Genomic DNA, 20,820 nt, shown 5'->3' on the forward strand with positions numbered 1-20,820 from the left:
CCACCGACTACCGTGGGGGCCATGAATCACGAGGACGGGACGCGCCTGGGGGTCGGCGTCGTGGGCTGTGGCCGTGTCGGAGCCGTCATGGGAGCCGCCCTGCGCGGTGCCGGGCACGCGCTCGTCGGGGTGACCGCCACCTCGCAGGCCAGCCGTGACCGTGCCGAGGCGATGCTCCCGGAGGTCCCCGTGCTCGACGTCGAGACGGTCGTCGAACGGGCGGAGCTCGTCCTCCTCACCGTGCCGGACGACGAACTGCCCGGTCTGGTCCAGGGGCTCGCGGACCTCGGCGGGTTCCACCCGGGCCAGATCGTGCTCCACTGCGCGGGCCGCTACGGGACCGAGGTGCTGCAGCCGGCCGTCGCCCGTGGGGCCATCCCGATCGCGCTCCACCCGGCGCTCACCTTCACCGGCACCTCGATCGACCTGAGCCGTCTGCACGAGGCGACGGTCGCGGTGACCGCGCCGCGGGCCGTCATGCCGATCGGGCAGGCGCTCGTCGTCGAGATCGGTGCCGAACCCGTGGTCGTGGCCGAGGGGGACAGGGTGCTCTACCACACGGCCCTCTCGCACGCCTCGAACCACACCGTCACCGTCCTGTCCCAGGCGATCGACATGCTCCGGAGCATGGGGGTGGAGGACCCCTCCCGCGTCCTCGGGGCGCTGGTCCACGCGAGCGTGGGCAACGTGCTCCAGTCCGGGGCGAGTGCACTTACCGGACCGGTGAGCCGGGGGGACGTGTCGACGGTCGAGGCCCACGTCGCGGGGCTCGGGGAGTACTCCACCCAGGTGGGATCGACCGAGACCTTCGACACGTATGCCGCACTCGCCCGGGCGACGGCCGGCCGGGCGCTGGCCACCGGGACGATCCACGAGGAGACCGTGGCCCGGATCCTCGACGCGCTGGAGAAGGACCGGACGACGGACTGAGGGCTGTGCGCCGGGCCCGGGCTGTGTCGAACCCGGGCGGGGCCCGGGCGGTGTCGAACACCGCACTGCCCACGTTTCGGGGGCGTGAAGCCTCACCGGTACGCTTGGGGTCATGGCCGAGAACACCTCTTCCGCCCCCGGAGCAGACGCCTCCGCGGCCGCGACGACGCCCGACGAGCACCTCGATCCCGAACAGCTGCGCATCCGCAAGGAGAAGCGCGCCCGCCTGCTGGAGAACGGGGTGGAGGCGTACCCGGTCGCGGTGCCGCGCACTCACACCCTGGCGGAGATCCGCGTACGCTACGCGGACGTGCTCGAGGCCGGTCAGGAGACCGAGGACGAGGTCGGGATCTCCGGCCGCGTCGTGTTCGTGCGGAACACCGGGAAACTGTGCTTCGTCACCCTGCAGTCCGGTGACGGCACCCGGCTGCAGGGCATGCTCTCGCTGGCCGAGGTCGGTCAGGAGTCGCTCGACGCCTGGAAGTCCGACGTCGACCTCGGGGACATCGTGTTCCTGCACGGTCGGGTCATCTGCTCCCGCCGTGGTGAGCTCTCGGTCATGGTCGACCGGTGGGCCATGGCGGCCAAGGCCATCCGTCCCCTCCCGGGCCTCCACACGGAGCTCGCGGAGGACACCCGCGTCCGCAACCGGTCGATCGACCTCATCACCCGCCAGCAGGCCCGCGACAACGTCCGGATGCGCTCGGCGGTCATGAAGTCCCTGCGGTCGACCTTCGACGCCGCCGATTTCATGGAGATCGAGACCCCGATGCTCCAGACCATTCCCTCCGGTGCCTCGGCGCGTCCGTTCAAGACGCACATCAATGCCTACGACATCGACCTGTATCTGCGTATCGCCCCGGAATTGTTCCTCAAGCGGGCCGTGGTCGGTGGACTCGACAACGTGTTCGAGATCAACCGCAATTTCCGGAACGAGGGCGCGGACTCCACGCACTCGCCGGAATTCGCGATGCTCGAGGCCTACCAGGCCTACGGTGATTACCACTCGATCGCGGAACTCACCAAGAGTCTGGTGCAGAACGCCGCGAAGGACGCGACCGGGTCCATGGTCGTCACCCTGCCGGACGGTTCCGAGTACGACTTCGGCGGGGACTGGACGGTCGTGAGCATGTACGACTCCCTCTCGGAGGAGTCCGGCCACACCGTGACCCCGGAGACCACGGTCGAGGAACTCGAGGCGATCGCCGCCGAGCACGACATCGATCTCGAGGGTGTTTTCCGGTCGCACGGCAAGTACGTCGAGGAGATGTGGGAACACTTCTATTCCGACCGCCTGTGGGAGCCGACCTTCGTCACCGATTTCCCCGTCGACACCTCGCCGCTCACCCGTGAGCACAGGGAGAAGAAGGGTGTCGTGGAGAAGTGGGACCTCTACGTCCGCGGATTCGAACTGGCCACCGGCTACTCGGAGCTCGTGGACCCGGTGGTGCAGCGGGAACGGTTCGCCGCCCAGGCCGCGGACGCCTCGGCCGGCGACGACGAGGCCATGCGCCTCGACGAGGACTTCCTCGTGGCCATGGAACACGGTATGCCGCCCACCGGTGGAATGGGGATGGGTATCGACCGACTTCTCATGGCGATCACCGGACTGGGAATCCGCGAGACCATTCTGTTCCCCTTGGTGAAGCCCCTCGAGGACTGAATGGGGGAATTCCCCCGATTCGTGCCATTTCCCCCGCGGCATATGCTGCGAAATCGCCGTTCTTCGTTAGGATGAGCAGTGGAATACATCCAAGTACTCCTTCCCTCGATCTGTGTGGGCCTGATCTTCTGGTACGTCATCCGTACCGTCATGCGGGCCGACTCGATCGAGCGGACAGAATTGGACAAGTACGCCGCGGAATCGGATTCCCCGGACACGGACATCACGGGTGTCACGGCCCCGGAGGAAAAGGAGACCGTGGACCACGAATCATCCGAGAGGAAACGGGACAATGGCGGTCAAGACGGTACAGATCCTCACTGACGACATGGACGGCTCGGAGGCCACGGAGACCGTCGAGTTCTCCCTCGACGGCAAGGCCTACGCGATGGAACTGTCGGACGACAACGCGGCCGGCCTGCGCAACGTGCTGGCCCCCTACATCGAGAAGGCACGGCGTGTGACCGCCGCACCCAAGCCGGTGGCCCGCCGCGGCGGCACCCGCCAGGCGACCAAGGTCGAGGTCGGTGCGGATGCCAAGACGGTGCGCGCCTGGGCGCGTTCCAACGGCTACGAGGTCCCGGACCGCGGGCGGATCCCGCTCCAGGTCCAGCGCGCCTTCGCGGAGGCGAACCCGAGCTGAGCCCCTGCGGCTGACGGCTTCCTTCCACCACACATCCGGCCCACGGCGATGATTTCGCTGTGGGCCGAATGCTTTCGGCCCAGGGCGAAAACCGGAATCGTGGCGGCCCGGATTCGTTAGGGTTTCAGGAACCCACGGAACGAGGAGGGCGAATGTTCGAACGCTTCACAGATCGTGCCCGTCGTGTCGTCGTACTGGCGCAGGAAGAGGCCAAGCTTCTCAAGCACAACTACATCGGGACCGAGCACATCCTGCTGGGCCTCATCCACGAGGGTGAGGGCGTCGCAGCGAAGGCCCTCGAAGGCATGGGGATCTCGCTGGAGCAGGTGCGCGAGCAGGTCACGGAGATCATCGGTCAGGGCCAGCAGGCTCCCTCCGGTCACATCCCGTTCACCCCGCGCGCCAAGAAGGTCCTGGAGCTCAGCCTGCGCGAAGCGCTGCAGCTGGGCCACACCTACATCGGCACCGAGCACATCCTGCTCGGCCTGATCCGCGAGGGGGAGGGCGTCGCCGCACAGGTGCTCGTCAAGCTCGGCGCGGACCTGGGCCGGGTGCGCCAGGAGGTCATCAAGCTGATCTCCGGTTACCAGGGCAAGGAGCCGGTCTCCGCCGGCAACCGCGAGGAGGCCACGCCCTCCGGATCGCTCGTGCTCGACCAGTTCGGTCGCAACCTGACCGCCGCCGCGCGGGAGGGCAAGCTCGACCCGGTCGTCGGTCGCCAGGACCAGATGACCCGCGTCATGCAGGTGCTGTCCCGCCGCACCAAGAACAACCCGGTCCTCATCGGTGAACCCGGTGTCGGCAAGACCGCGGTCGTCGAGGGCCTGGCCCAGGCGATCGTCGCCGGGGACGTCCCGGAGACCCTCGAGGACAAGCAGCTGTACACGCTGGACCTCGGTTCGCTGGTCGCCGGTTCCCGCTACCGCGGTGACTTCGAGGAGCGCCTGAAGAAGGTGCTCAAGGAGATCCGCACGCGTGGTGACATCGTGCTCTTCATCGACGAGATCCACACCCTCGTGGGTGCGGGTGCCGCCGAGGGCGCGATCGACGCCGCCTCGATCCTCAAGCCCATGCTCGCCCGCGGTGAGCTGCAGACGATCGGTGCGACGACCCTCGACGAGTACCGCAAGAACATCGAGAAGGACGCCGCTCTCGAGCGCCGGTTCCAGCCGATCCAGGTGCCGGAGCCCTCGCTGTCCGACTCGATCGAGATCCTCAAGGGTCTGCGCGACAAGTACGAGGCGCACCACAAGGTGACGATCACCGACAGCGCACTGGCGGCCGCCGTCAACCTGTCGGACCGCTACGTCAACGACCGGTTCCTGCCGGACAAGGCCATCGACCTCATCGACGAGGCGGGTGCGAAGCTGCGGATCACGCGGCTGTCGGCCCCGCCGGAGCTCAAGGAGCTGGAGTCGAAGATCCTCGACGCGCGCCACCGCAAGGAGGCCGCGATCGACTCGCAGGACTTCGAGCTGGCCGCCAACGAGCGCGACGCGGAGATGAAGCTCAAGGCACAGCAGGAGGAGCTGGAGAAGGAGTGGCGCGCGGGCAACAAGACCGCGACGTCCGCCGTCGTCGACGAGGAACTCATCGCCGACGTGCTCGCCTTCGCGACCGGCATCCCGGTCTACCAGCTCACGGAGGAGGAGTCCTCGCGTCTGCTCAAGATGGAGGACGAGCTGCACAAGCGCGTCATCGGCCAGGAGGACGCCATCAAGAGCGTCTCCCGGGCGATCCGGCGCACGCGTGCCGGCCTCAAGGACCCCAAGCGTCCCTCCGGTTCCTTCATCTTCGCCGGCCCCACCGGTGTCGGTAAGACGGAGCTGGCCAAGTCGCTCGCGGAGTTCCTGTTCGGCGACGAGAACTCGCTCATCTCGCTCGACATGTCCGAGTTCTCCGAGAAGCACACCGTCTCGCGGCTGTTCGGTTCGCCTCCCGGTTACGTCGGCTACGAGGAGGGCGGCCAACTCACGGAGAAGGTGCGCCGCAAGCCGTTCTCCGTCGTGCTGTTCGACGAGGTGGAGAAGGCCCACGCGGACATCTTCAACTCGCTGCTGCAGATCCTCGAGGACGGTCGACTCACGGATTCCCAGGGTCGTGAGGTGGACTTCAAGAACACCATCATCATCATGACCACCAACCTGGGCACGCGGGACATCAACCGCGGCGTCCAGATGGGCTTCCAGGTCGAGGGCAACGCGAACAACGACTACGAGCGGATGAAGCAGCGGGTCAACGAAGAGCTCAAGCAGCACTTCCGGCCCGAGTTCCTCAACCGCGTGGACGACACGATCGTGTTCCCGCAGCTGTCGAAGGACGAGATCGTCCGCATCGTCGACCTGTTCATCGAGCGCCTGGACAAGCGCATGAAGGACCAGTCGATGAGCGTCGAGCTCACGCAGGCCGCGAAGAACCTGCTGGCCGACCGCGGTTACGACCCGGTGCTCGGTGCCCGGCCGCTGCGCCGCACCATCCAGCAGCTCGTCGAGGACCAACTGTCCGAGAAGATCCTGTTCGGGGAGCTCAAGGGCGGCCAGAAGGTCAAGGTCGACGTCGAGGGCGAGGGCGCGGACGCCGTCTTCACCTTCGAGGGCACCGACAACGAGCGTGTGCCCACCGAGATCGAGGGCGAGGTCGAGGAGATCCCCGAGGACGCCTCGGCTCTGGCCTCCGAGAGCTGAGGTCGACGCCGCCTTGAGCCCCGGCACCCCGCCGCTGCTCAAGGCTGAGTTCGAAGAGCCATTCCGTTCCGCCCGCGGCCCGTGTCCCCTTCCGAGGGGACACGGGCCGCGGGCGTTCTCATGTGGGCACGTCGGCGCAGGTGGGAGGCGAGGGTGTAGAACTGTGGGCATGACATCCGATCCCGCCGCACACCTCGACGCCCACGTCCTGCCGAGTGGGTTGGTGATGCGACGGGCCGTCGCCCGGGACGTCCGGGACCTGCGGGAGCTGGTGAAGCCGCTGGCCGCGGACATGCTGCTCGTCGAGAAGCCCCCGGTCGCCTACTTCGAGTCGCTCGCGGAGTTCCGTCTCGTCGTCGACCCGGGGCCGGACGGCGGGATCGCCGACGGCACGCAGACCCTCGTCGGGTGTGCCGCCCTCCACGTCATGTGGGAGGACCTCGCGGAGATCCGCACCGTCGCGACGAACCCCGACTACCGCGGCCGAGGCGCCGGCAAGGCGCTCGTCGCACAGATCGTCGCCGACGCCCGGGCCATCGGGGTCAGGCGGGTCTTCTGCCTCACCTTCGAGACGGGCTTCTTCGGGTCCTTCGGATTCCGGGAGATCTCCGGGACCCCGGTGTCCCCGGACGTCTACGGCGAGCTGCTGCAGTCCCACGACGAGGGCACCGCGGAGTTCCTGGACCTCGCCCGGGTCAAGCCGAACACCCTGGGCAACACCCGGATGATCCTCGACCTCTGAGGACCAGCCCGATCGACCGCACGGAGCGCCCGGTCGACGGTAGGGAGCGCCCACTCGACGGTTCGGATTCAGGGGAGCGCGAGCACCTGCGTGCCGTCGGCGGTGGTGCGTCGGACGGCCAACCCGTCGTTGACGAGGTCGGCCACCAGCCCTGAGATCCGCTCGGCGGTGCCGAGCTCGCGGACGACCGACCACGCGGTGCGGACCGCCTCCGGGAGCGCCTCGGCGGCGGCCTCGTCGGTCTCCGTGAACTCTGACGTCGACACGGTGAACAACCGGACCGGGACGGTGCCGGGCGGGTCGGAGGGCGCCCCGGGAGCGGGACCCGCCGCCGAGGCATTCCGCAGCACCTTCATGATCGCCCCGCGCAGCTGCCGGTCGGTGCCGGCCCAGGCCTGCGTGCGCGGCTTGCGGGCGGGCGCGGCGGGACGGCCCGCGGCCAGCCACCCGCAGTGCGCGGCGAGTGGGCAGGTGTCACAGGCCGGATTGCGGGAGGTGCACACGACCGCGCCGAGTTCCATCGTCCCGGCGTTCCACGCGACGTGGTCCGTGTCGGGCACGAACCGCGAGGCCCAGCGGGTCTCCTTCTTCGACAGGGCCGTCGGCGGGTGCTGGATGCCGTCGAACACCCGGGAGAGCACCCTGCGGACATTGACGTCGAGGACGGTGGTCCGTCGTCCGTGGGCGAAACTCGCGACGGCCGCGGCCGTGTAGGCGCCGATGCCCGGGAGATCGAGAAGGGTCTCCTCGTCGGCGGGCACCTCGCCGTCGAACCGGTCGACCACGGCCTGCGCGCACTCCTGCAGTCGCAGGGCCCGGCGGGGGTAGCCGAGGGTGTCCCAGGCCAGGAGCACCTCGGAGGTGGGTGCGGCGGCGAGGTCGGCGGGAGTGGGCCAGGCGTCCATCCAGGCCAGCCAGCGCGGGGCCACCCGGGTCATGGGGGTCTGCTGGCTCATCACCTCGCTCACGAGGATCCCCCACGCGGAGGTGCCCGGTTCCCGCCAGGGGAGGGGCCGGGCGTTGTCGGCGAACCAGTCGACGACGGTGCGCGTCACCTGCTCGACGCGACTGTCCTCCGCTAGGCTCACGGTGATGTCTCCTTCCAACACGAATCGTCGGCCCGCCACCTCGAAGCGCGGGACCTCGCGTCCCCGGGGTGGCGGCCGGAAGCCCTCGGCAGTCTACGCGCGCAGGCGACTGACCGTGCTGATCGCCGGTGTCCTCGTCCTCGTCCTGCTGGGGCTCGGGATCTGGCTGCTGGTGAAGGGCATCTCCTCCCAGATCGAGAAGTCCGCGCAGGCTCGTGCCGAACAGCAGGCGGAAGAGCCCGCCGAGGCGCCCGCCGAATCGACCTCGCAGGCACCCTCCCCGGACGCCTCGGCGGCGAGCGGACGGTGCCCGACGGAGGCGGTGGTCGTGACCGGTGGGACCGACAAGAAGGAGTACGGGCCGGACGACTCCGTGACCTTCCGGTTCACCGTGACGAACGACCACGAGAACGCCTGCCTGGTGGCGGTCGGGACCAAGGACCAGGAGTACGTGGTCGAGCACGAGGGCGACACCGTGTGGAGCTCCCGGTGGTGCGCCGACCCGGAAGCCGACGGCGACAACGCCGAGGTCGAACAGGTGTTCGCGGCCGGAGCGGAGAAGTCCTCGTCCCTGCCGTGGAACCGGATCCCCATCGACTCCGACTGCACCCGGACGGGCGAGGAGGACTTCGCGGCCGGGGACTACGAGCTGATCGTGAAGCTCGGGGAGATCGAGAGTGCGCCGGTGGCCTTCACGCTCCGGGCACCACCCGGGCCGGAGCCGACGGAGGAGACGGAGTCCGCGGAGGACGCGGAGACCGACGGCGAGGGGTGATGCTCCGGGCAGGGCGCCTCGGCGGCGTCGGATTCAGGTGACCGCGGAGAGGAAGGCACGGGTGCGTTCCTCGCGGGGGTTCTCGAAGAGCTGCTGCGGTGTGCCCTCCTCGATGATCCGGCCGTGGTCGAACATGAGGACGCGGTTGCTCACGTCGCGGGCGAACTGCATCTCGTGGGTGACGATGAGCATGGTGATGTCGGTCTCGTGGGCGACATCCGTGAGGATGGTGAGCACCTCGTCGACGATCTCGGGGTCGAGGGCGCTCGTGACCTCGTCGAGGAGCAGGATCTCCGGGTCCATGGCGAGTGCCCGGGCGATCGCCACGCGTTGCTGCTGACCGCCGGACAGGCGGGTGGGGTGGGCGTCCGCCTTGTCGGCCAGACCGACCTTCTGAAGCAGCTGGTGGGCACGCTCGACGGCCGCCGACTTCGACATCCCGAGGACGTGGACGGGCGCCTCGATGATGTTCTCCAGGACGGTCATGTTGGGGAACAGGTTGAACTGCTGGAAGACCATGCCGATCCGTTTGCGCATCTCCACACGGTGCTTCTCCTTGAGCGGGACCCGGCGGCCGTCCTTCTCGACGTGGGTGAGCGGGTGGCCGTCGATGAAGATGTAGCCGCCGTTCGCCTCCTCCAGGGTCATGACGAGGCGCAGGATCGTGGTCTTGCCGGACCCACTGGGGCCGATGAGGGTCACGCGGTCGCCCTTGGCCACGGTGAAGTCCAGGTCCTGGAGGACGACGTGGTCGCCGAACCGCTTCTCGATCCGGTCGAACCGGATGGCGGGGGTGGGGTCAGGATCGTCCCCGGAAATGGGACCGGGCACGCTGTCAGTAGCGTTCAAGGCGGCGTTCCAATCGTCGGAGGAGCATGGACGTGGGGTAGCTGGCGAGCAGGAAGATGATGCCCGCGATCGTGAAGGCCTCCATGTAGCGGAAGTGTTGGCCGCCGAACTCCTGGGCGGTGCGGACCATCTCCGTGACCGTGATGGCCATGAGGAACGGGGTGTCCTTGAACATGGAGATCACGTAGTTGCCGAGGGCCGGCAGGGTGGAGCGGACGGCCTGCGGGATCACGACGGCCACCCAGGTACGGCGGGTGGACATGCTCAGCGCGGTGGCCGCCTCCCACTGTCCCGGGGGGACGGCGTCGATGCCGGCGCGGTACACCTCGGCCATGTAGGTGGCGTAGTGGACCCCGAGGACCACGATGCCGATGGTGAGGGGATCGACGGCGGTGAGCGCGAAGTAGACGAACATGAGCTGGACGACCACCGGGGTCATCCGGACGAAATTCACGCAGAAGGTGAGGACGGCGGCGATCGGGGCCGGTGCCAGTCGCCGGGTCACGGCGATCACGAGTCCGAGGGTCGCGGCGATGAGGCTGGCGAGCACCGTGGCCAGGAGTGTCACCTGCACGAAGGCGAGCAGGAGTTCCGGCAGGGCCTGCAGCGCATAGTCCCAGTTCCAGAGTTGCATCAGGAGCCGACCTCCTTGGCGGGTGCCCGGAAGGACAGGACGTCCCGCAGCGACTCACCCTGGCCCAGGCGGTGCTTGGCGCGGACCTCCAGGGCATTCATGAGGAGGGTGAGCAGGTAGGCGATCGCGAAGTAGATGAGCAGACCCACCATGAAGGCGAAGAACGTGTCACCGGACTCCACGCGGAGCTTGTCGATCTGGACCGTGAGGTCGACGAGCGTGATGAAGCTGACGATCGCGGTGCCCTTGAGCAACTGGATGAGCAGATTGGTGAGAGAGGGGATCATGAGGGCCCAGGCCTGCGGCAGGATCACGCGGAACATGCGTTGGGCCGGGGAGTGGCTGAGCGCGATCGAGGCCTCCCACTGGCCGGAAGGGACGGCGTTGATCGAACCGCGGACCACCTCGGCGGCGTAGGCCCCGTAGTTGAGGCCCAGTCCCATGACACCCACGAGGATCGGGTGGAGGTCCACGCCGAACAGCGGCAGCACGTAGAACAGGAAGAACAACTGGACCACGAGCGAGGTGCCACGGAAGAACTCGATGACGATCCGGGCGAGGACCCGCAGTGTCGCCGAGGTGGTGCACGAGGCCAGTCCGAGGGCCAGCGCCACGACGAGCGCCAGGAGTGCGCCGCCGACGGTGAGCCACAGGGTGATGCCCACGCCCTCGAGGATCTGCGGCCACGCGCGGGCGAGTGCCTGGAGGTTGTCGGTCACGAAGGGTCCGCCCGATCACTCCGCGGCGCAGAGTTCCGCCGCCGTGAGGTCCTCCGGCGGGCGGTTCTCCGCGGTGAAGCCGAACTCGCCGACGAGGTCCAGGTAGGCCTGTTCGTCGGACAGGATCGTGGAGGCCTCTTCGTTGTAGGCCTCGAGGAGAGCGGTGTCGTCCTGCCGGAAGACGGTGGAGCCCGCACCCTCCTGGGGCACGCCGTCGATCTCCTGGATGAAGGCGCCGGTGGTCTCCAGGCCGGCGTCGGGGGAGTCGGAGACCATCGTCTCCAGGGACACCGCGGTGAGCGCGAAGGCGTCGGCGCGGCCGTTGGACACCGTGTCCCAGCCGTCCTGGGCCCCGTCGACCTTGACGACGTCGGAGATCCCGAGTTCGTCGGCATAGCCCTCCTCGATGGCACCGGACTGGACGGCGAGGGTCACGTCCCCGGCCGCGGCGACCGAGTCGAGGTCGGACAGGTCGTTCGGGTTGCCCTCGGGGACCAGGAGCGTGGTCGTGTACATGATCTCCGGCTCACTGAAGGCGGCCTGCGCGCAGCGGTCCGGGAGGATCGACATGCCGGCACTGATGACATCGAACCGGCCCGCGTTGAGACCGGGGATGAGGGAGTTCCAGTCGACCTCGACGACCTCGAGGTCCTCGATTCCGAGATTGCCGAAGATCTCCTCGTGCATGGCGATCGTCGCGCCGGTGGCCTCCCCGGACTCGTCGACCCAGGAGTAGGGGCGCTCGTTGGCGACGGCGACCGTGATCGTGCCTTCGGACTGGGCGCGTTCGAGGGTGGAATCGGCCTCGGTGTCGCCGCCGGAACCACAGGCGACCAGGGTGAGGGCGAGGACTCCCAGTCCGGCGAGCCCTGCGCGGGTGCGGGTGATGGTCCGGTGGGTGGGTGCCGGATCGGTGGGGTGGAGTCGGGACGTCATCGTGCTTTCTCCTGTATTCCGTCGAGGTTCTGCTCGTCTGGCCCGGTGCGACCCGTCGGTACGAGCCGTCGGTGCGACCGGGTGTGTTCGGTGCCACGTTGCCACAGATGTGTGGGACGCACGGAGGATCTGTGCCGCGGGCACTGATTGCGACCGGATCGTTATGTGTGGTGTGTCACATGTGATGGACGGTGGAAAGTATTGAGTCGGCCTGGCCCACGGAACCGGCCCACGGAAATGGTGTCCGAGGCGGGTGGAAGACTGGGGTGTATGGCGTACACGTGCACGGATTGTGGTCACCAGGTCCCCAAGTGGTTGGGCCGCTGCCCCGGGTGTGGGGAGTGGGGGACCCTCGAGGAGAACACCGGTGCCGCCTCGTCGGTGCGGACGAAGGCCAAGCCCACCCCGCACGGGCAGAAGCCCGCGCCCATCACGGACGTGGACGCCACCCTGGCCCGGGCCCGGCCCACCGGTGTCGGTGAGTTCGACCGGGTGCTCGGCGGTGGACTGGTGCCCGGCGCGGTCATCCTGCTCGCAGGTGAGCCCGGCGTCGGCAAGTCGACCCTGCTCCTCGACGTCTGTGCCCGGACGGCGCGGGAGGGCGGGATCGTCCTCTACGTCTCGGGTGAGGAGTCCTCCGGGCAGATCCGGTTGCGGGCCGAACGGATCGGTGCCCTGGAGAAGACCCTGCTGCTCGCCGCCCAGACCGACCTGGGCGTCGTGCTCGGCATGCTCTCGGAGATCAAACCGGACTTCCTCGTCATCGACTCCGTCCAGACGCTGTCCTCGGCGGAGGTCGACGGTGTGCCCGGCGGTGTCACCCAGGTCCGGGAGGTCGCCGCCGGTGTCATCCGCGCGGCCAAGGACCACGGCATCCCGACCGTCATGGTCGGGCACATCACGAAGGACGGGAACGTGGCGGGGCCCCGTCTGCTCGAACATCTGGTCGACGTCGTCTGTCAGTTCGAGGGGGAGCGGCATTCCCGCCTGCGCATGTTGCGGGCCGCGAAGAACCGTTTCGGTCCCACCGACGAGGTCGGCTGCTTCGACATGACGGAGGCCGGGATCCGCAGTCTGCCGGACCCATCCGGTCTGTTCCTGTCCCGGTCCCGTAAGCCCACCCCGGGCACCTGCCTCACCGTGACCCAGGAGGGCAGGCGCCCCATGACGGTCGAGATCCAGGCCCTCGTCGACCTGAGCTCCCAGGGTCCGGGACGGCGCAACGTCACCGGCGTCGACCCCGGCCGTGTCGCGATGATGGCCGCCGTCATGAGCAAACGGATGCGGGTGGAGACCAAGAACCCGGACATCTTCGTCGCGACGGTGGGCGGGGTGCGCATCACGGAGCCGGCCGCGGACCTGGCGGTGTGCCTCTCGCTCGCCTCGGCGGTGGCGGACACGGAGGTCTACGGGCGCCTGGTCGCGATCGGGGAGGTGAGTCTGTCCGGTGAGGTCCGCGCCGTCCCGGACGTGGAACTCCGCCTCGCCGAGGCGGCCCGGCAGGGGATCGTGAACGCGATCGTCGCCCGTGGTGCCCTGGACGGGGCCCGTGTGCCGGAGTCCCTGCGCGTCCGTGAGGTCGACACCGTTGAGGACGCCATGGACCTCGTCATGCCCGCCCGCGCGCGGGCCGGTGCCGGGTCACCCGCGGACTGATCCGGCGGCACCGAGCGGACGGGAAGCGCCGTGGCCGGTCAGTGGTGGGTTTCCCCCTGTGCGGTGGTGCTGCGTGCGGGTAGCCTGAACGGACATCCCCGTCCGAGAACCGGAAGGCCCCGCCCGTGCGCCCTCATTCCACCTCCGCGTCCCTCGCCGCCGAAGCGGAGACCGCCAGCCACGAGCTCATGCTCGAGACGCTGGCCCAGGTCGCACCCGGAACCCAGCTGCGGGACGGGCTCGAACGGATCCTGCGGGGTCGCACCGGTGGGATCGTGGTCCTCGGGACCTCGAAGGTCGTCGAGACGATCAGCACCGGTGGGTTCCCCATCGACGTCGAGTTCTCCGCCACCCGCCTGCGTGAGCTCGCCAAGCTCGACGGTGCCGTCGTCCTCGACCGGTACGCCTCGCGGATCCTCGCCGCCGGTGTCCAGCTCATCCCGGACCCCTCGATCCCCACCGGGGAGACCGGTACCCGCCACCGCACGGCCGAACGCACGGCCAAGCAGACCGGGTTCCCCGTGATCTCGGTGAGCCAGTCGATGCAGATCGTCCAGCTCTACGTCCACGACCAGCGCCACGTCCTGCAGCACTCCGAACGGCTGCTCTCGCACGCCGCCCAGGCGCTCGACACGCTGGAGCGGTACAAGATGCGCCTCGACGAGGTGGCCGAGACCCTCACCTATCTGGAGGTCGTCGACCGTGCGACCGTCGCGGACGTCATCGCCGTGCTCCAACGGCAGGAGATGGTCCGACGCATCAGCGGGGAGATCCGCGAGTACATCCTCGAGCTCGGGGTCGACGGCCGGCTCGTCACGCTCCAGCACGAGGAACTGGTCGGCTCCTTCGCCGGCACGCAGGAGAACCTGCTGCGCGACTACCTGGGGGAGATCCCCGGGCACGAGTCGATCGAGACGGCCATGTCCAACCTGGCGGCCCTCGACGGGTCGGACCTCATCGACGTCGACAGGATCGCCCACGCGATCGGGACCGCAGCGTCCACCGAGGCCCTCGACACCACGGTGCGCCCACGAGGTTTCCGGGTGCTGGCCGCCATGCGTCGGATCCCACCGGTCGTCGTCGACCGGATCGTCGACCGGTTCCCCAGCTTCCCGGCACTGTTGTCCGCGCGGACGGAGGAACTCCTCGAGGTCGAGGGCGTGGGCGGCAACCGCGCGAAGATGGTCCGCGAGGGCCTGGACCACCTCGTCGCCGAGGTCACCGACCGCTGAGGTCCGGTCCGCCGGGGCCACGGGGCGCCTCGGGAGCGGGGCTCAGAGGAACTCGACGCCCTGGGCCAGGGGGAGTTCACCGGAGTAGTTGATCGTGTTCGTCGCCTGGCGCATGTACGCCTGCCAGGAGTCGGTGCCGGACTCCCGGCCCCACCCGGTCTCCTTGTTCCCGCCGAAGGCGCCGCCGATCTCCGCCCCGGAGGTCCCGATGTTGACGTTCGCGATCCCGGTGTCCGACTCGGCGAGGAACTTCTCGGCCTCCGCGAGATCGGAGGTGAACACCGCCGAAGACAGCCCCTGAGACACGCCGTTGTTGAGTGCGATCGCCTCGTCGAGGTCCGCGTACTCCATGACGAAGAGGATCGGGGCGAAGGTCTCCTCCTCGACGATCGGTGTCTGCCCCGGCATCCGCACGACGGCGGGTTCCACGTAGAACGCACCGGGCGCCTCGGCGTCGTAGAGGCGGCCACCGCCGCACAGCACCTGCCCGCCCTGCTCCTCGGCGGTCCGCAGGGCGGCCTGCATCTGTCGGTAGGCGGCCTCGTTGACGAGCGGGCCGACGAGGACGTCCTCGCCCCCGGTGCCTCCCTCGCCGGCGCCACCGGGCATCGGCGAGCCGATCGAGAGCGTGCGGTAGGCGGCGACGATCTTCTCGGTGAGGGAGCCTGCCACCGACTCGTGCACGATGAGGCGTCGGAGCGTCGTGCACCGCTGCCCGGCGGTCCCGGCGGCGGCGAACACGACACCGCGTAGCGCCAGCTCCATGTCCGCCGAGGGTGCGACGATCGCCGCGTTGTTGCCGCCGAGTTCCAGGAGCACCCGGCCGAACCGGGCGGCCACCCGCGGCCCGACCTCCCGGCCCATCCGCACGGAACCGGTGGCCGAGAGCAGGGCGATCCGGGGGTCGTCGACCACCTGTTCGCCCACCTCGCGCCCGCCGACGACGACGTGGGTGAGGCCCTCGGGGGCACCCACCTCGGCGGCGGCCCGTTCAAGCAGGGCGTTCGTCGCGAGCGCGGAGAGCACGCACGACTCCGAGGGCTTCCACACGATCGTGTCGCCGGCGACGAGCGCGAGCGCGGTGTTCCACGCATAGGGCGCGACGGGGAAGTTGAAGGCGGTGACGATCCCGACGACGCCGAGCGGGTGCCAGGTCTCCATCAGCCGGTGGCCGGGGCGCTCGGAGGGCAGGGTCTTGCCGAACAACTGGCGGGACTGCCCGACGGCGAGCTCGCAGATGTCGATCATCTCCTGCACCTCGCCGGCGGCCTCCGAAGGGGTCTTGCCCGCCTCGACGGTGACGAGTGCCGCGAGGTCGTCCTTGTGCTCGGCGAGCAGGCGGCCCCAGCGCTGCACCATCTGCCCGCGGGTGGGTGCCGGGACCGTCCGCCACGCCTCGAAGGCGGTCTGTGCGGCGGCGATGGTCCGGTCTACGTCTCCTGAGCCGTCGGCGCGCAGGTGGCCCACGGGGCGCCCTGTGATCGGCGAGGGCGCCGGGAGCACCGTTCGTGCCGGGCTCCCTGCGGCATCGTCGGCGGGATCGACGAACAGGCGATCCGGTTCGACGCCGCAGGCGCGCAACGCATGGTGGGCGTAGGCGGTGACGGATTCGTGGGTCGGGAGGTGTGCTGCGGGGGAGGTCATGGTGGTCCTTCCGTGGGATGGCGTGCGGGTGGAGGTGCGAGTGGGGGCAGGTCAGACGGTGGTGCGAGGTCAGATGATGTTGACCTCGGGACGGAGTGCGGAGGTCGTGAAGCGTTCGACGGACAGTCCGGAGACGTCGATCTCCGGAGCCCGGCCGAGGACGAGGTCGCGCAGGACGACACCGACGGCCGGGCCCTGGAGGAACCCGTGGCCGGAGAACCCGCACGCGTAGTGGAACCCCTCGACCTCCCGGGCCGAGCCGATGAGCGCGTTGTGGTCGGGGGTGCACTCGTAGAGCCCCGCCCACCCGGAGGCGAGCCGGACGTCGCCGAGTGCCGGGGCGCGGTGGGCGAGGAGCTCGCCCAGGTACTCCTGCCAGGCGGGGTCCTGACGCATGTCGAAGTCGTGGAGGTCGGTGCGCTCGGGGGAGCCCATGAGGAGACCCGCGCCCTCCCCGTGGAAGTAGAAGCTCGTGGCGAAGTCGAGGGTGAAGGGGAGGTCGCGGGTATCGAAGTCGACGGCGTCGGTCACGGCGATCTGCCGACGCAGCGGGGTGACGGGCAGGTCGATCCCGGCGGTCGCGGCGACACCTGCCGACCAGGCCCCGGCGGTGCAGACCACGTGGTCGCAGGCGATGTCCCCGGCGGAGGTGCGCACGCCGGTGACGTGTCCGTGCTCGACGACCACCTCGGCCGCGGAGGTGTGAGTGAGGATGCGGACCCCGGCGGCACGGGCCGCCCGGGCGAGACCCGCGACGGCGGACTCCGGTGTGCAGTGTCCGGCGGCGGGGTCGAGGGCGCCGGCCACCAGGTCGTCGGTGCGGACCCAGGGGTTGAGGGCGGCGACCTCGGCGGGGGAGACCATCCGGGTCGGCATGCCCAGGTCGTTCTGCAGACGGGTGCTCGCCTCGAAGACCGTGGCGGACTCCGCGTCGGCGAGGAGGAACAGATAGCCGGGCGTGTGGAGGTCGATGTCCTGCCCGAACGTTTCAGGGAACCTGCGGAAGGTCTCCAGGGAGTGTGCACCGAGGAGGATGTTCGTCTCGTCGGAGAAGGAGGTACGCACGCCTCCGGCGGCCTTGCAGGTCGAACCCGAGCCCAGGGCGTCCCGCTCGACGAGGACGACGTCGACGCCGTCCCGGGCGAGTTCGTGGGCCGCTGCCACGCCCATGATCCCGCCGCCGATGACGACGACCGAGGCGCTGGTGGGAAGAGTGCCCCGGACGGCCGGCGGGGCGGTGGTGGTGTCCGGGGTGGGTGGGTTCGCGCCGGTCGGATCGGTGTCGGGTGGGGGAGTCGCGCTGTACACGGGGACCTCCGGGGGTAGAGGTGGTGAGCTGTCTCACCAGCCTGCGACCTTCACGGCCGTCGGGACAATCGACGGATCGTGCGCCGACCTTTCAGTGATGCTGAATGGTCGGGTGTGTGGCCAGGAATGGGAGATTCCACTGTGGAAGGAATGGCGTCTGCACCCCGGTCGGACGCCAATCCGTCGACAGTGGAATCCCGGGGTTCGGTACGGGTGAGTCGCTCTGTCCTCAGGGGTGCGAACTGCACCTTCCTCAGGGGTGCAAGTTGCACCTTCCGAGGGTGCGCACGTTGTACCTTCGGAAGGGTCATCAGGACGGAAAATCCACTGTGCGCGGATCGGCGGCCTCGCCCCGGTCGGACGCCGGACTGCGCACACTCGACTCGCTGGGTCCGCGCTCGCGCTGACTCCCGCGCCCACGCGTCCCTCCCACCAGGTGTTCGAGCGCGCGCTGGGCGGCGACCATGGCGAGGAGCACCGGCGCCAGGAGCGGCAACAGGGGCAGTTCGTAGAGCAGAGGGATCCTGATGAGGTCCCACAGCACCACGAGGATCCCCGCAGCCTCGGGATCGAACATGTACATGTAGTTGGCGAGCGGGTCGACGAACGCCCGGGCGACGAGGTTGACCACGAGGACGCCCAGCGCCAGGACCACGAACCACAGGAGTGACAACAGCGCGTCGACGTACCGCGGGCGGTAGTACCCGAGCGCGGCGTGGACGAAGGGCAGGAGCACGTTGAGCGCATGGACGAGGTAGAACAGGACGAGGAACGCCGCGAGCGCAGCCGGGAAGAACAACAGGGTGTGCAGCGGGCGCAGGCGCTCGGAGCGGAACCACACCGCCGGCACGAGCAGGATCGTCACGAGTGTGCAGAAGTGGAAGGGTCAGTTCCGGTCGAACTCGAAGTCCGGGTAAGCGGGATCGGCGATCCGGTCGAAGGTGAACCACGTCGACATGCCCCAGTTCACCACCGCGATCACCAGCAGGGTCGCACGCCCACCCCGCCGCCGAGGCGCCCCGCACTCCCCACGGGACGCCGGATCTCAGGAGGTGGCGGGATCCGCCGGAAGTCCGAGCATCTCCTCGCTGGTCTCCCACAGCGTGTGGGCGGCTGCGGGGTCGGAGGCCATCCGGTGGGTGCGCATGGGGCGGAAGTTCGTCCCGTAGAAGCCGCCGGACTCCCAGGTCCGCCCCGGGATCCCGGTCATGAAGTGGACGAGGTTCTGCCCGCCACGGTGCGCCGAGGCGAGGAACTTCGAGACGACCGAGTGATAGACACGACGCGGGTACCCACCGGCGTCCGCGGCGAAGTTCGTGCGGATGACCCCGGGGTGGAACGCGACGGCGTCGATGCCCGGTCCGGAGTCGGTGTGGAACCGGCGGTGCAGCTCCTTCGTGAACAGGATGTTCCACAGCTTCGCGTTCCCGTAGGCCCGGTTCTCCGTGAAGCCCTCGAGGGTCTGCGGATCGTCCAGGTCGGGCCGGGCGTAGAGGATCGACGCGAAGCTCGACGTGTTCACCACCGCCGTCCGGCTCTCCATCAGCCGGTCCATGAGCAGATGGGTGAGCAGGAAAGGCGCGAGGTGGTTGATCTGGAAGGACTTCTCGAACCCGTCACCGGTGAGCTCCGGTCCGGCGTAGAGACCACCGGCGTTGTTGGCGAGCACGTCGATCCGTGGATACCGGTCGAGCAGGGTCGTCGCGAGCGCACGCACCTGGGCGAGATCGGTGAAGTCGGCGGTGAGCGCGTCGGCCCCGGTGTCCCGGGCGATCGCCGCCGTCTTGTCGGTGTTCCGGCCCACGAGAACCAGGTGGTTGCGGGGGCCTTCGAGGATCCGGGCGGCGGCCGCGCCGATCCCGTCACTGGCTCCGGTGATGACGAGGGTTCGCATACCCCCACCCTTCCACCCGGGTCCGGATACGGGAAGGGAGTGTCCGGGCCGGGACGCTCCGGTTGCGTCGGGGTTCGGGTCAGGGCGCCTCGGCGGCGGTGGCGGTAGCCTGCGGCCATGCAGTGGACGCTGGGGCAGTTGCGGACCTTCGTGGCGGTAGCCGAGCACGGCACGCTCACGCGCGCGGCCGCGCAGCTGGGATACACACCGGGCGCGCTCAGCCAGCACATGAGCGCGCTGCGGCGGGCGGTCGGCGTCGATCTCGTCGTGCACCGGGGTCGGCACCTGGTCCTCACGGAGGAGGGCCGGTTGCTGCTGCCGCGGGCCCGCGCGGTCCTCGCGGCGGAGACCCAGGCCGCCGAGGCGGTCCGCGGCGGGCAGGCCGGACGGGGTGCCGTCGTGACGCTCGGGGTGTTCGGGTCGGCCTCTGTGGTGGCCTTCGCGCCCACGCGGGCCCAGCTCGCGGGGACCGGGATCCAGTTGCCGGCGCGCGAGGTGGACGTCGAGCAGATGCAGGAGGCGGTGGAGGAGGGGCGGATCGACGTCGGGCTCGGGATCGACTACCCGGCCTCGCCGCTGGCGCCGCAGCGGGGACTCCTGATGGAGGTGGTGCGGCGGGAGAGGTTCGGTTTCGTGGTGCCCGGGGACCATCCGGACCCCACGCCGGAGCAGTTGCAGGAGGCCGACTGGATCCTCGCGCCCAACGACACGACCTTCGGGCGGGGTCTGCGGTTCGCCTGTGCGGAGGCGGGGATCGCGCCGCGGGAGTCGCACATCGTCATGGACTCGGCCGTCGCGCTCGCGATGGTCGGTGGGCGGATGGGTTTCACGCTGGCGACCCCGATCATGATGTCGCTCGCTCCTGCCTCGGTGCGTCTGGTGGAACCGGTGGAACTGAGCGGGCGGGACATCGTCGTGATCGCCCGGGAGGACATGGCCGCCCGGCCCGAGGTCGCCACCGTCGTCGACGCGCTCCGGACGGTGTTCGCGGGGTGAGGCGGGGGCCTGTTCCGCCGTCGCGGCGCGGATTAGGCTGGGTGTCATGTACGCGATCACCGTGAAGTTCACCGTCAAGCCCGAATCCGTCGACTCCTGGCCGGAGATCGTCCGTCCCTTCACCGAGGCCACCCGCGCCGAGGAGGGCAACCTGTGGTTCGAGTGGTCCAAGAGCCTGGAGAACCCGCAGGAGTACATCCTCATCGAGGCCTTCACCGACGAGGGGGCCGCACCGCACGTGCAGAGCGGGCACTTCTCCGCCGGTCTCGAGACCATGAAGCCGCACCTGGAGTCCACGCCGCAGATCCTCTCCCGCCAGGTCGAGGGTGACGGCTGGGACACGATGGGCGAGCTGCAGATCGACTGAACGATCACCCCGGTCCTCCAGGCACGCCTCGTGCGCGTCGGCTGGACCGGGGCACACCGC

Annotated in this window: 18 protein-coding genes and 1 pseudogene; 10 read left to right on the plus strand and 9 right to left on the minus strand. The window is 69.3% G+C overall.

All coding sequences use genetic code 11. The features are described from left to right. Window positions 1-21: 21 nt before the first annotated feature. The 5 genes from AAD496_RS03215 (at window position 22) to AAD496_RS03235 (ending at window position 6,662) form a co-directional block, all read left to right on the plus strand. Window positions 22-930, plus strand: a complete 909-nt coding sequence (locus AAD496_RS03215) for a Rossmann-like and DUF2520 domain-containing protein (RefSeq protein ID WP_349827190.1) — start codon at window positions 22-24, stop codon at window positions 928-930. Between the two features lie 112 nt (window positions 931-1,042). Then, complete coding sequence (gene lysS / locus AAD496_RS03220; protein ID WP_349827191.1) at window positions 1,043-2,593, plus strand: lysine--tRNA ligase; 1,551 nt, start codon at window positions 1,043-1,045, stop codon at window positions 2,591-2,593. A 292-nt stretch (window positions 2,594-2,885) separates the two neighbouring features. After that, on the plus strand, window positions 2,886-3,236 hold the full coding sequence (locus tag AAD496_RS03225; RefSeq protein WP_349827192.1) for a histone-like nucleoid-structuring protein Lsr2: 351 nt from the start codon (window positions 2,886-2,888) through the stop codon (window positions 3,234-3,236). A 152-nt stretch (window positions 3,237-3,388) separates the two neighbouring features. Further along, window positions 3,389-5,920 (plus strand): ATP-dependent Clp protease ATP-binding subunit, encoded by a 2,532-nt coding sequence (locus tag AAD496_RS03230; protein WP_349827193.1) that lies wholly within the window; start codon window positions 3,389-3,391, stop codon window positions 5,918-5,920. Between the two features lie 169 nt (window positions 5,921-6,089). Continuing rightward, entirely contained in the window at window positions 6,090-6,662 is a 573-nt protein-coding gene (locus AAD496_RS03235; RefSeq protein WP_349827194.1) for an amino-acid N-acetyltransferase, read from the plus strand. 68 nt (window positions 6,663-6,730) lie between these two features. Here the strand turns inward: AAD496_RS03235 and AAD496_RS03240 are convergent, their stop codons facing one another. Beyond that, window positions 6,731-7,750, minus strand: coding sequence for an HhH-GPD family protein (locus tag AAD496_RS03240; RefSeq protein ID WP_349827195.1), 1,020 nt, complete (start codon window positions 7,748-7,750; stop codon window positions 6,731-6,733). Window positions 7,751-7,754: 4 nt separating this feature from the next. On the opposite strand from AAD496_RS03240, the gene AAD496_RS03245 reads away from it, so the two are divergent. Further along, entirely contained in the window at window positions 7,755-8,525 is a 771-nt protein-coding gene (locus AAD496_RS03245; protein WP_349827196.1) for a hypothetical protein, read from the plus strand. Between the two features lie 33 nt (window positions 8,526-8,558). Here the strand turns inward: AAD496_RS03245 and ehuA are convergent, their stop codons facing one another. From ehuA to AAD496_RS03265, 4 genes are read right to left on the minus strand one after another with little or no spacing between them, the layout of a single operon-like run. Next, on the minus strand, window positions 8,559-9,356 hold the full coding sequence (gene ehuA / locus AAD496_RS03250; RefSeq protein WP_349827197.1) for an ectoine/hydroxyectoine ABC transporter ATP-binding protein EhuA: 798 nt from the start codon (window positions 9,354-9,356) through the stop codon (window positions 8,559-8,561). Between the two features lie 4 nt (window positions 9,357-9,360). Next, window positions 9,361-10,008, minus strand: coding sequence for an ectoine/hydroxyectoine ABC transporter permease subunit EhuD (ehuD, locus tag AAD496_RS03255; protein ID WP_349827198.1), 648 nt, complete (start codon window positions 10,006-10,008; stop codon window positions 9,361-9,363). After that, window positions 10,008-10,727: an ectoine/hydroxyectoine ABC transporter permease subunit EhuC gene (gene ehuC, locus AAD496_RS03260; RefSeq protein ID WP_349827199.1), complete on the minus strand. Its 720-nt coding sequence runs from the start codon at window positions 10,725-10,727 to the stop codon at window positions 10,008-10,010. Before ehuC ends, ehuD begins: the two co-directional genes overlap by 1 nt. A gap of 15 nt (window positions 10,728-10,742) precedes the next feature. After that, the gene (locus AAD496_RS03265) at window positions 10,743-11,663 is read right to left on the minus strand and encodes a transporter substrate-binding domain-containing protein (RefSeq protein ID WP_349827200.1); all 921 of its coding nucleotides are present in this window, start codon (window positions 11,661-11,663) and stop codon (window positions 10,743-10,745) included. Window positions 11,664-11,933: 270 nt separating this feature from the next. Between AAD496_RS03265 and radA the strand changes: the two genes are divergently transcribed. Both radA and disA read left to right on the plus strand, forming a co-directional pair. After that, the gene (gene radA, locus AAD496_RS03270; RefSeq protein WP_349827201.1) at window positions 11,934-13,319 is read left to right on the plus strand and encodes a DNA repair protein RadA; all 1,386 of its coding nucleotides are present in this window, start codon (window positions 11,934-11,936) and stop codon (window positions 13,317-13,319) included. A 125-nt stretch (window positions 13,320-13,444) separates the two neighbouring features. Further along, complete coding sequence (disA, locus tag AAD496_RS03275) at window positions 13,445-14,551, plus strand: DNA integrity scanning diadenylate cyclase DisA (protein WP_349827202.1); 1,107 nt, start codon at window positions 13,445-13,447, stop codon at window positions 14,549-14,551. A gap of 42 nt (window positions 14,552-14,593) precedes the next feature. Here the strand turns inward: disA and amaB are convergent, their stop codons facing one another. The 4 genes and pseudogenes from amaB to AAD496_RS03295 form a co-directional block, all read right to left on the minus strand. Beyond that, window positions 14,594-16,195: an L-piperidine-6-carboxylate dehydrogenase gene (gene amaB, locus AAD496_RS03280; protein ID WP_349827203.1), complete on the minus strand. Its 1,602-nt coding sequence runs from the start codon at window positions 16,193-16,195 to the stop codon at window positions 14,594-14,596. A 69-nt stretch (window positions 16,196-16,264) separates the two neighbouring features. Continuing rightward, complete coding sequence (locus AAD496_RS03285) at window positions 16,265-17,503, minus strand: NAD(P)/FAD-dependent oxidoreductase (protein WP_349827204.1); 1,239 nt, start codon at window positions 17,501-17,503, stop codon at window positions 16,265-16,267. 310 nt (window positions 17,504-17,813) lie between these two features. Further along, window positions 17,814-18,377, minus strand: a pseudogene (locus tag AAD496_RS03290) (TMEM164 family acyltransferase); the annotation flags it as partial. A 171-nt stretch (window positions 18,378-18,548) separates the two neighbouring features. Further along, window positions 18,549-19,397, minus strand: coding sequence for an SDR family NAD(P)-dependent oxidoreductase (locus AAD496_RS03295; RefSeq protein WP_349827206.1), 849 nt, complete (start codon window positions 19,395-19,397; stop codon window positions 18,549-18,551). A 117-nt stretch (window positions 19,398-19,514) separates the two neighbouring features. Here AAD496_RS03295 and AAD496_RS03300 point away from each other — a divergent pair, with 117 nt between their 5' ends. Together AAD496_RS03300 and AAD496_RS03305 are read left to right on the plus strand one after the other, a co-directional pair. Then, entirely contained in the window at window positions 19,515-20,393 is an 879-nt protein-coding gene (locus tag AAD496_RS03300) for a LysR family transcriptional regulator (protein ID WP_349827207.1), read from the plus strand. Window positions 20,394-20,439: 46 nt separating this feature from the next. Beyond that, entirely contained in the window at window positions 20,440-20,760 is a 321-nt protein-coding gene (locus tag AAD496_RS03305) for a putative quinol monooxygenase (protein WP_349827208.1), read from the plus strand. Window positions 20,761-20,820: the final 60 nt, after the last annotated feature.

It is taken from the genome of Brevibacterium litoralis, assembly GCF_040212315.1.
GTDB lineage: Bacteria > Actinomycetota > Actinomycetes > Actinomycetales > Brevibacteriaceae > Brevibacterium > Brevibacterium litoralis.

Bases quoted from the DNA above. Each gene is read 5' to 3' on its own strand.
- AAD496_RS03295 (WP_349827206.1), bottom strand. From the start codon at position 19,397: ATGCGAACCCTCGTCATCACCGGAGCCAGTGACGGGATCGGCGCGGCC.
- AAD496_RS03300 (WP_349827207.1), top strand. From the start codon at position 19,515: ATGCAGTGGACGCTGGGGCAGTTGCGGACCTTCGTGGCGGTAGCCGAG.
- AAD496_RS03245 (WP_349827196.1), top strand. From the start codon at position 7,755: ATGTCTCCTTCCAACACGAATCGTCGGCCCGCCACCTCGAAGCGCGGG.
- AAD496_RS03305 (WP_349827208.1), top strand. From the start codon at position 20,440: ATGTACGCGATCACCGTGAAGTTCACCGTCAAGCCCGAATCCGTCGAC.
- AAD496_RS03215 (WP_349827190.1), top strand. From the start codon at position 22: ATGAATCACGAGGACGGGACGCGCCTGGGGGTCGGCGTCGTGGGCTGT.
- lysS (WP_349827191.1), top strand. From the start codon at position 1,043: ATGGCCGAGAACACCTCTTCCGCCCCCGGAGCAGACGCCTCCGCGGCC.
- AAD496_RS03230 (WP_349827193.1), top strand. From the start codon at position 3,389: ATGTTCGAACGCTTCACAGATCGTGCCCGTCGTGTCGTCGTACTGGCG.
- radA (WP_349827201.1), top strand. From the start codon at position 11,934: ATGGCGTACACGTGCACGGATTGTGGTCACCAGGTCCCCAAGTGGTTG.
- ehuD (WP_349827198.1), bottom strand. From the start codon at position 10,008: ATGCAACTCTGGAACTGGGACTATGCGCTGCAGGCCCTGCCGGAACTC.
- amaB (WP_349827203.1), bottom strand. From the start codon at position 16,195: ATGACCTCCCCCGCAGCACACCTCCCGACCCACGAATCCGTCACCGCC.
- AAD496_RS03265 (WP_349827200.1), bottom strand. From the start codon at position 11,663: ATGACGTCCCGACTCCACCCCACCGATCCGGCACCCACCCACCGGACC.
- AAD496_RS03235 (WP_349827194.1), top strand. From the start codon at position 6,090: ATGACATCCGATCCCGCCGCACACCTCGACGCCCACGTCCTGCCGAGT.
- AAD496_RS03225 (WP_349827192.1), top strand. From the start codon at position 2,886: ATGGCGGTCAAGACGGTACAGATCCTCACTGACGACATGGACGGCTCG.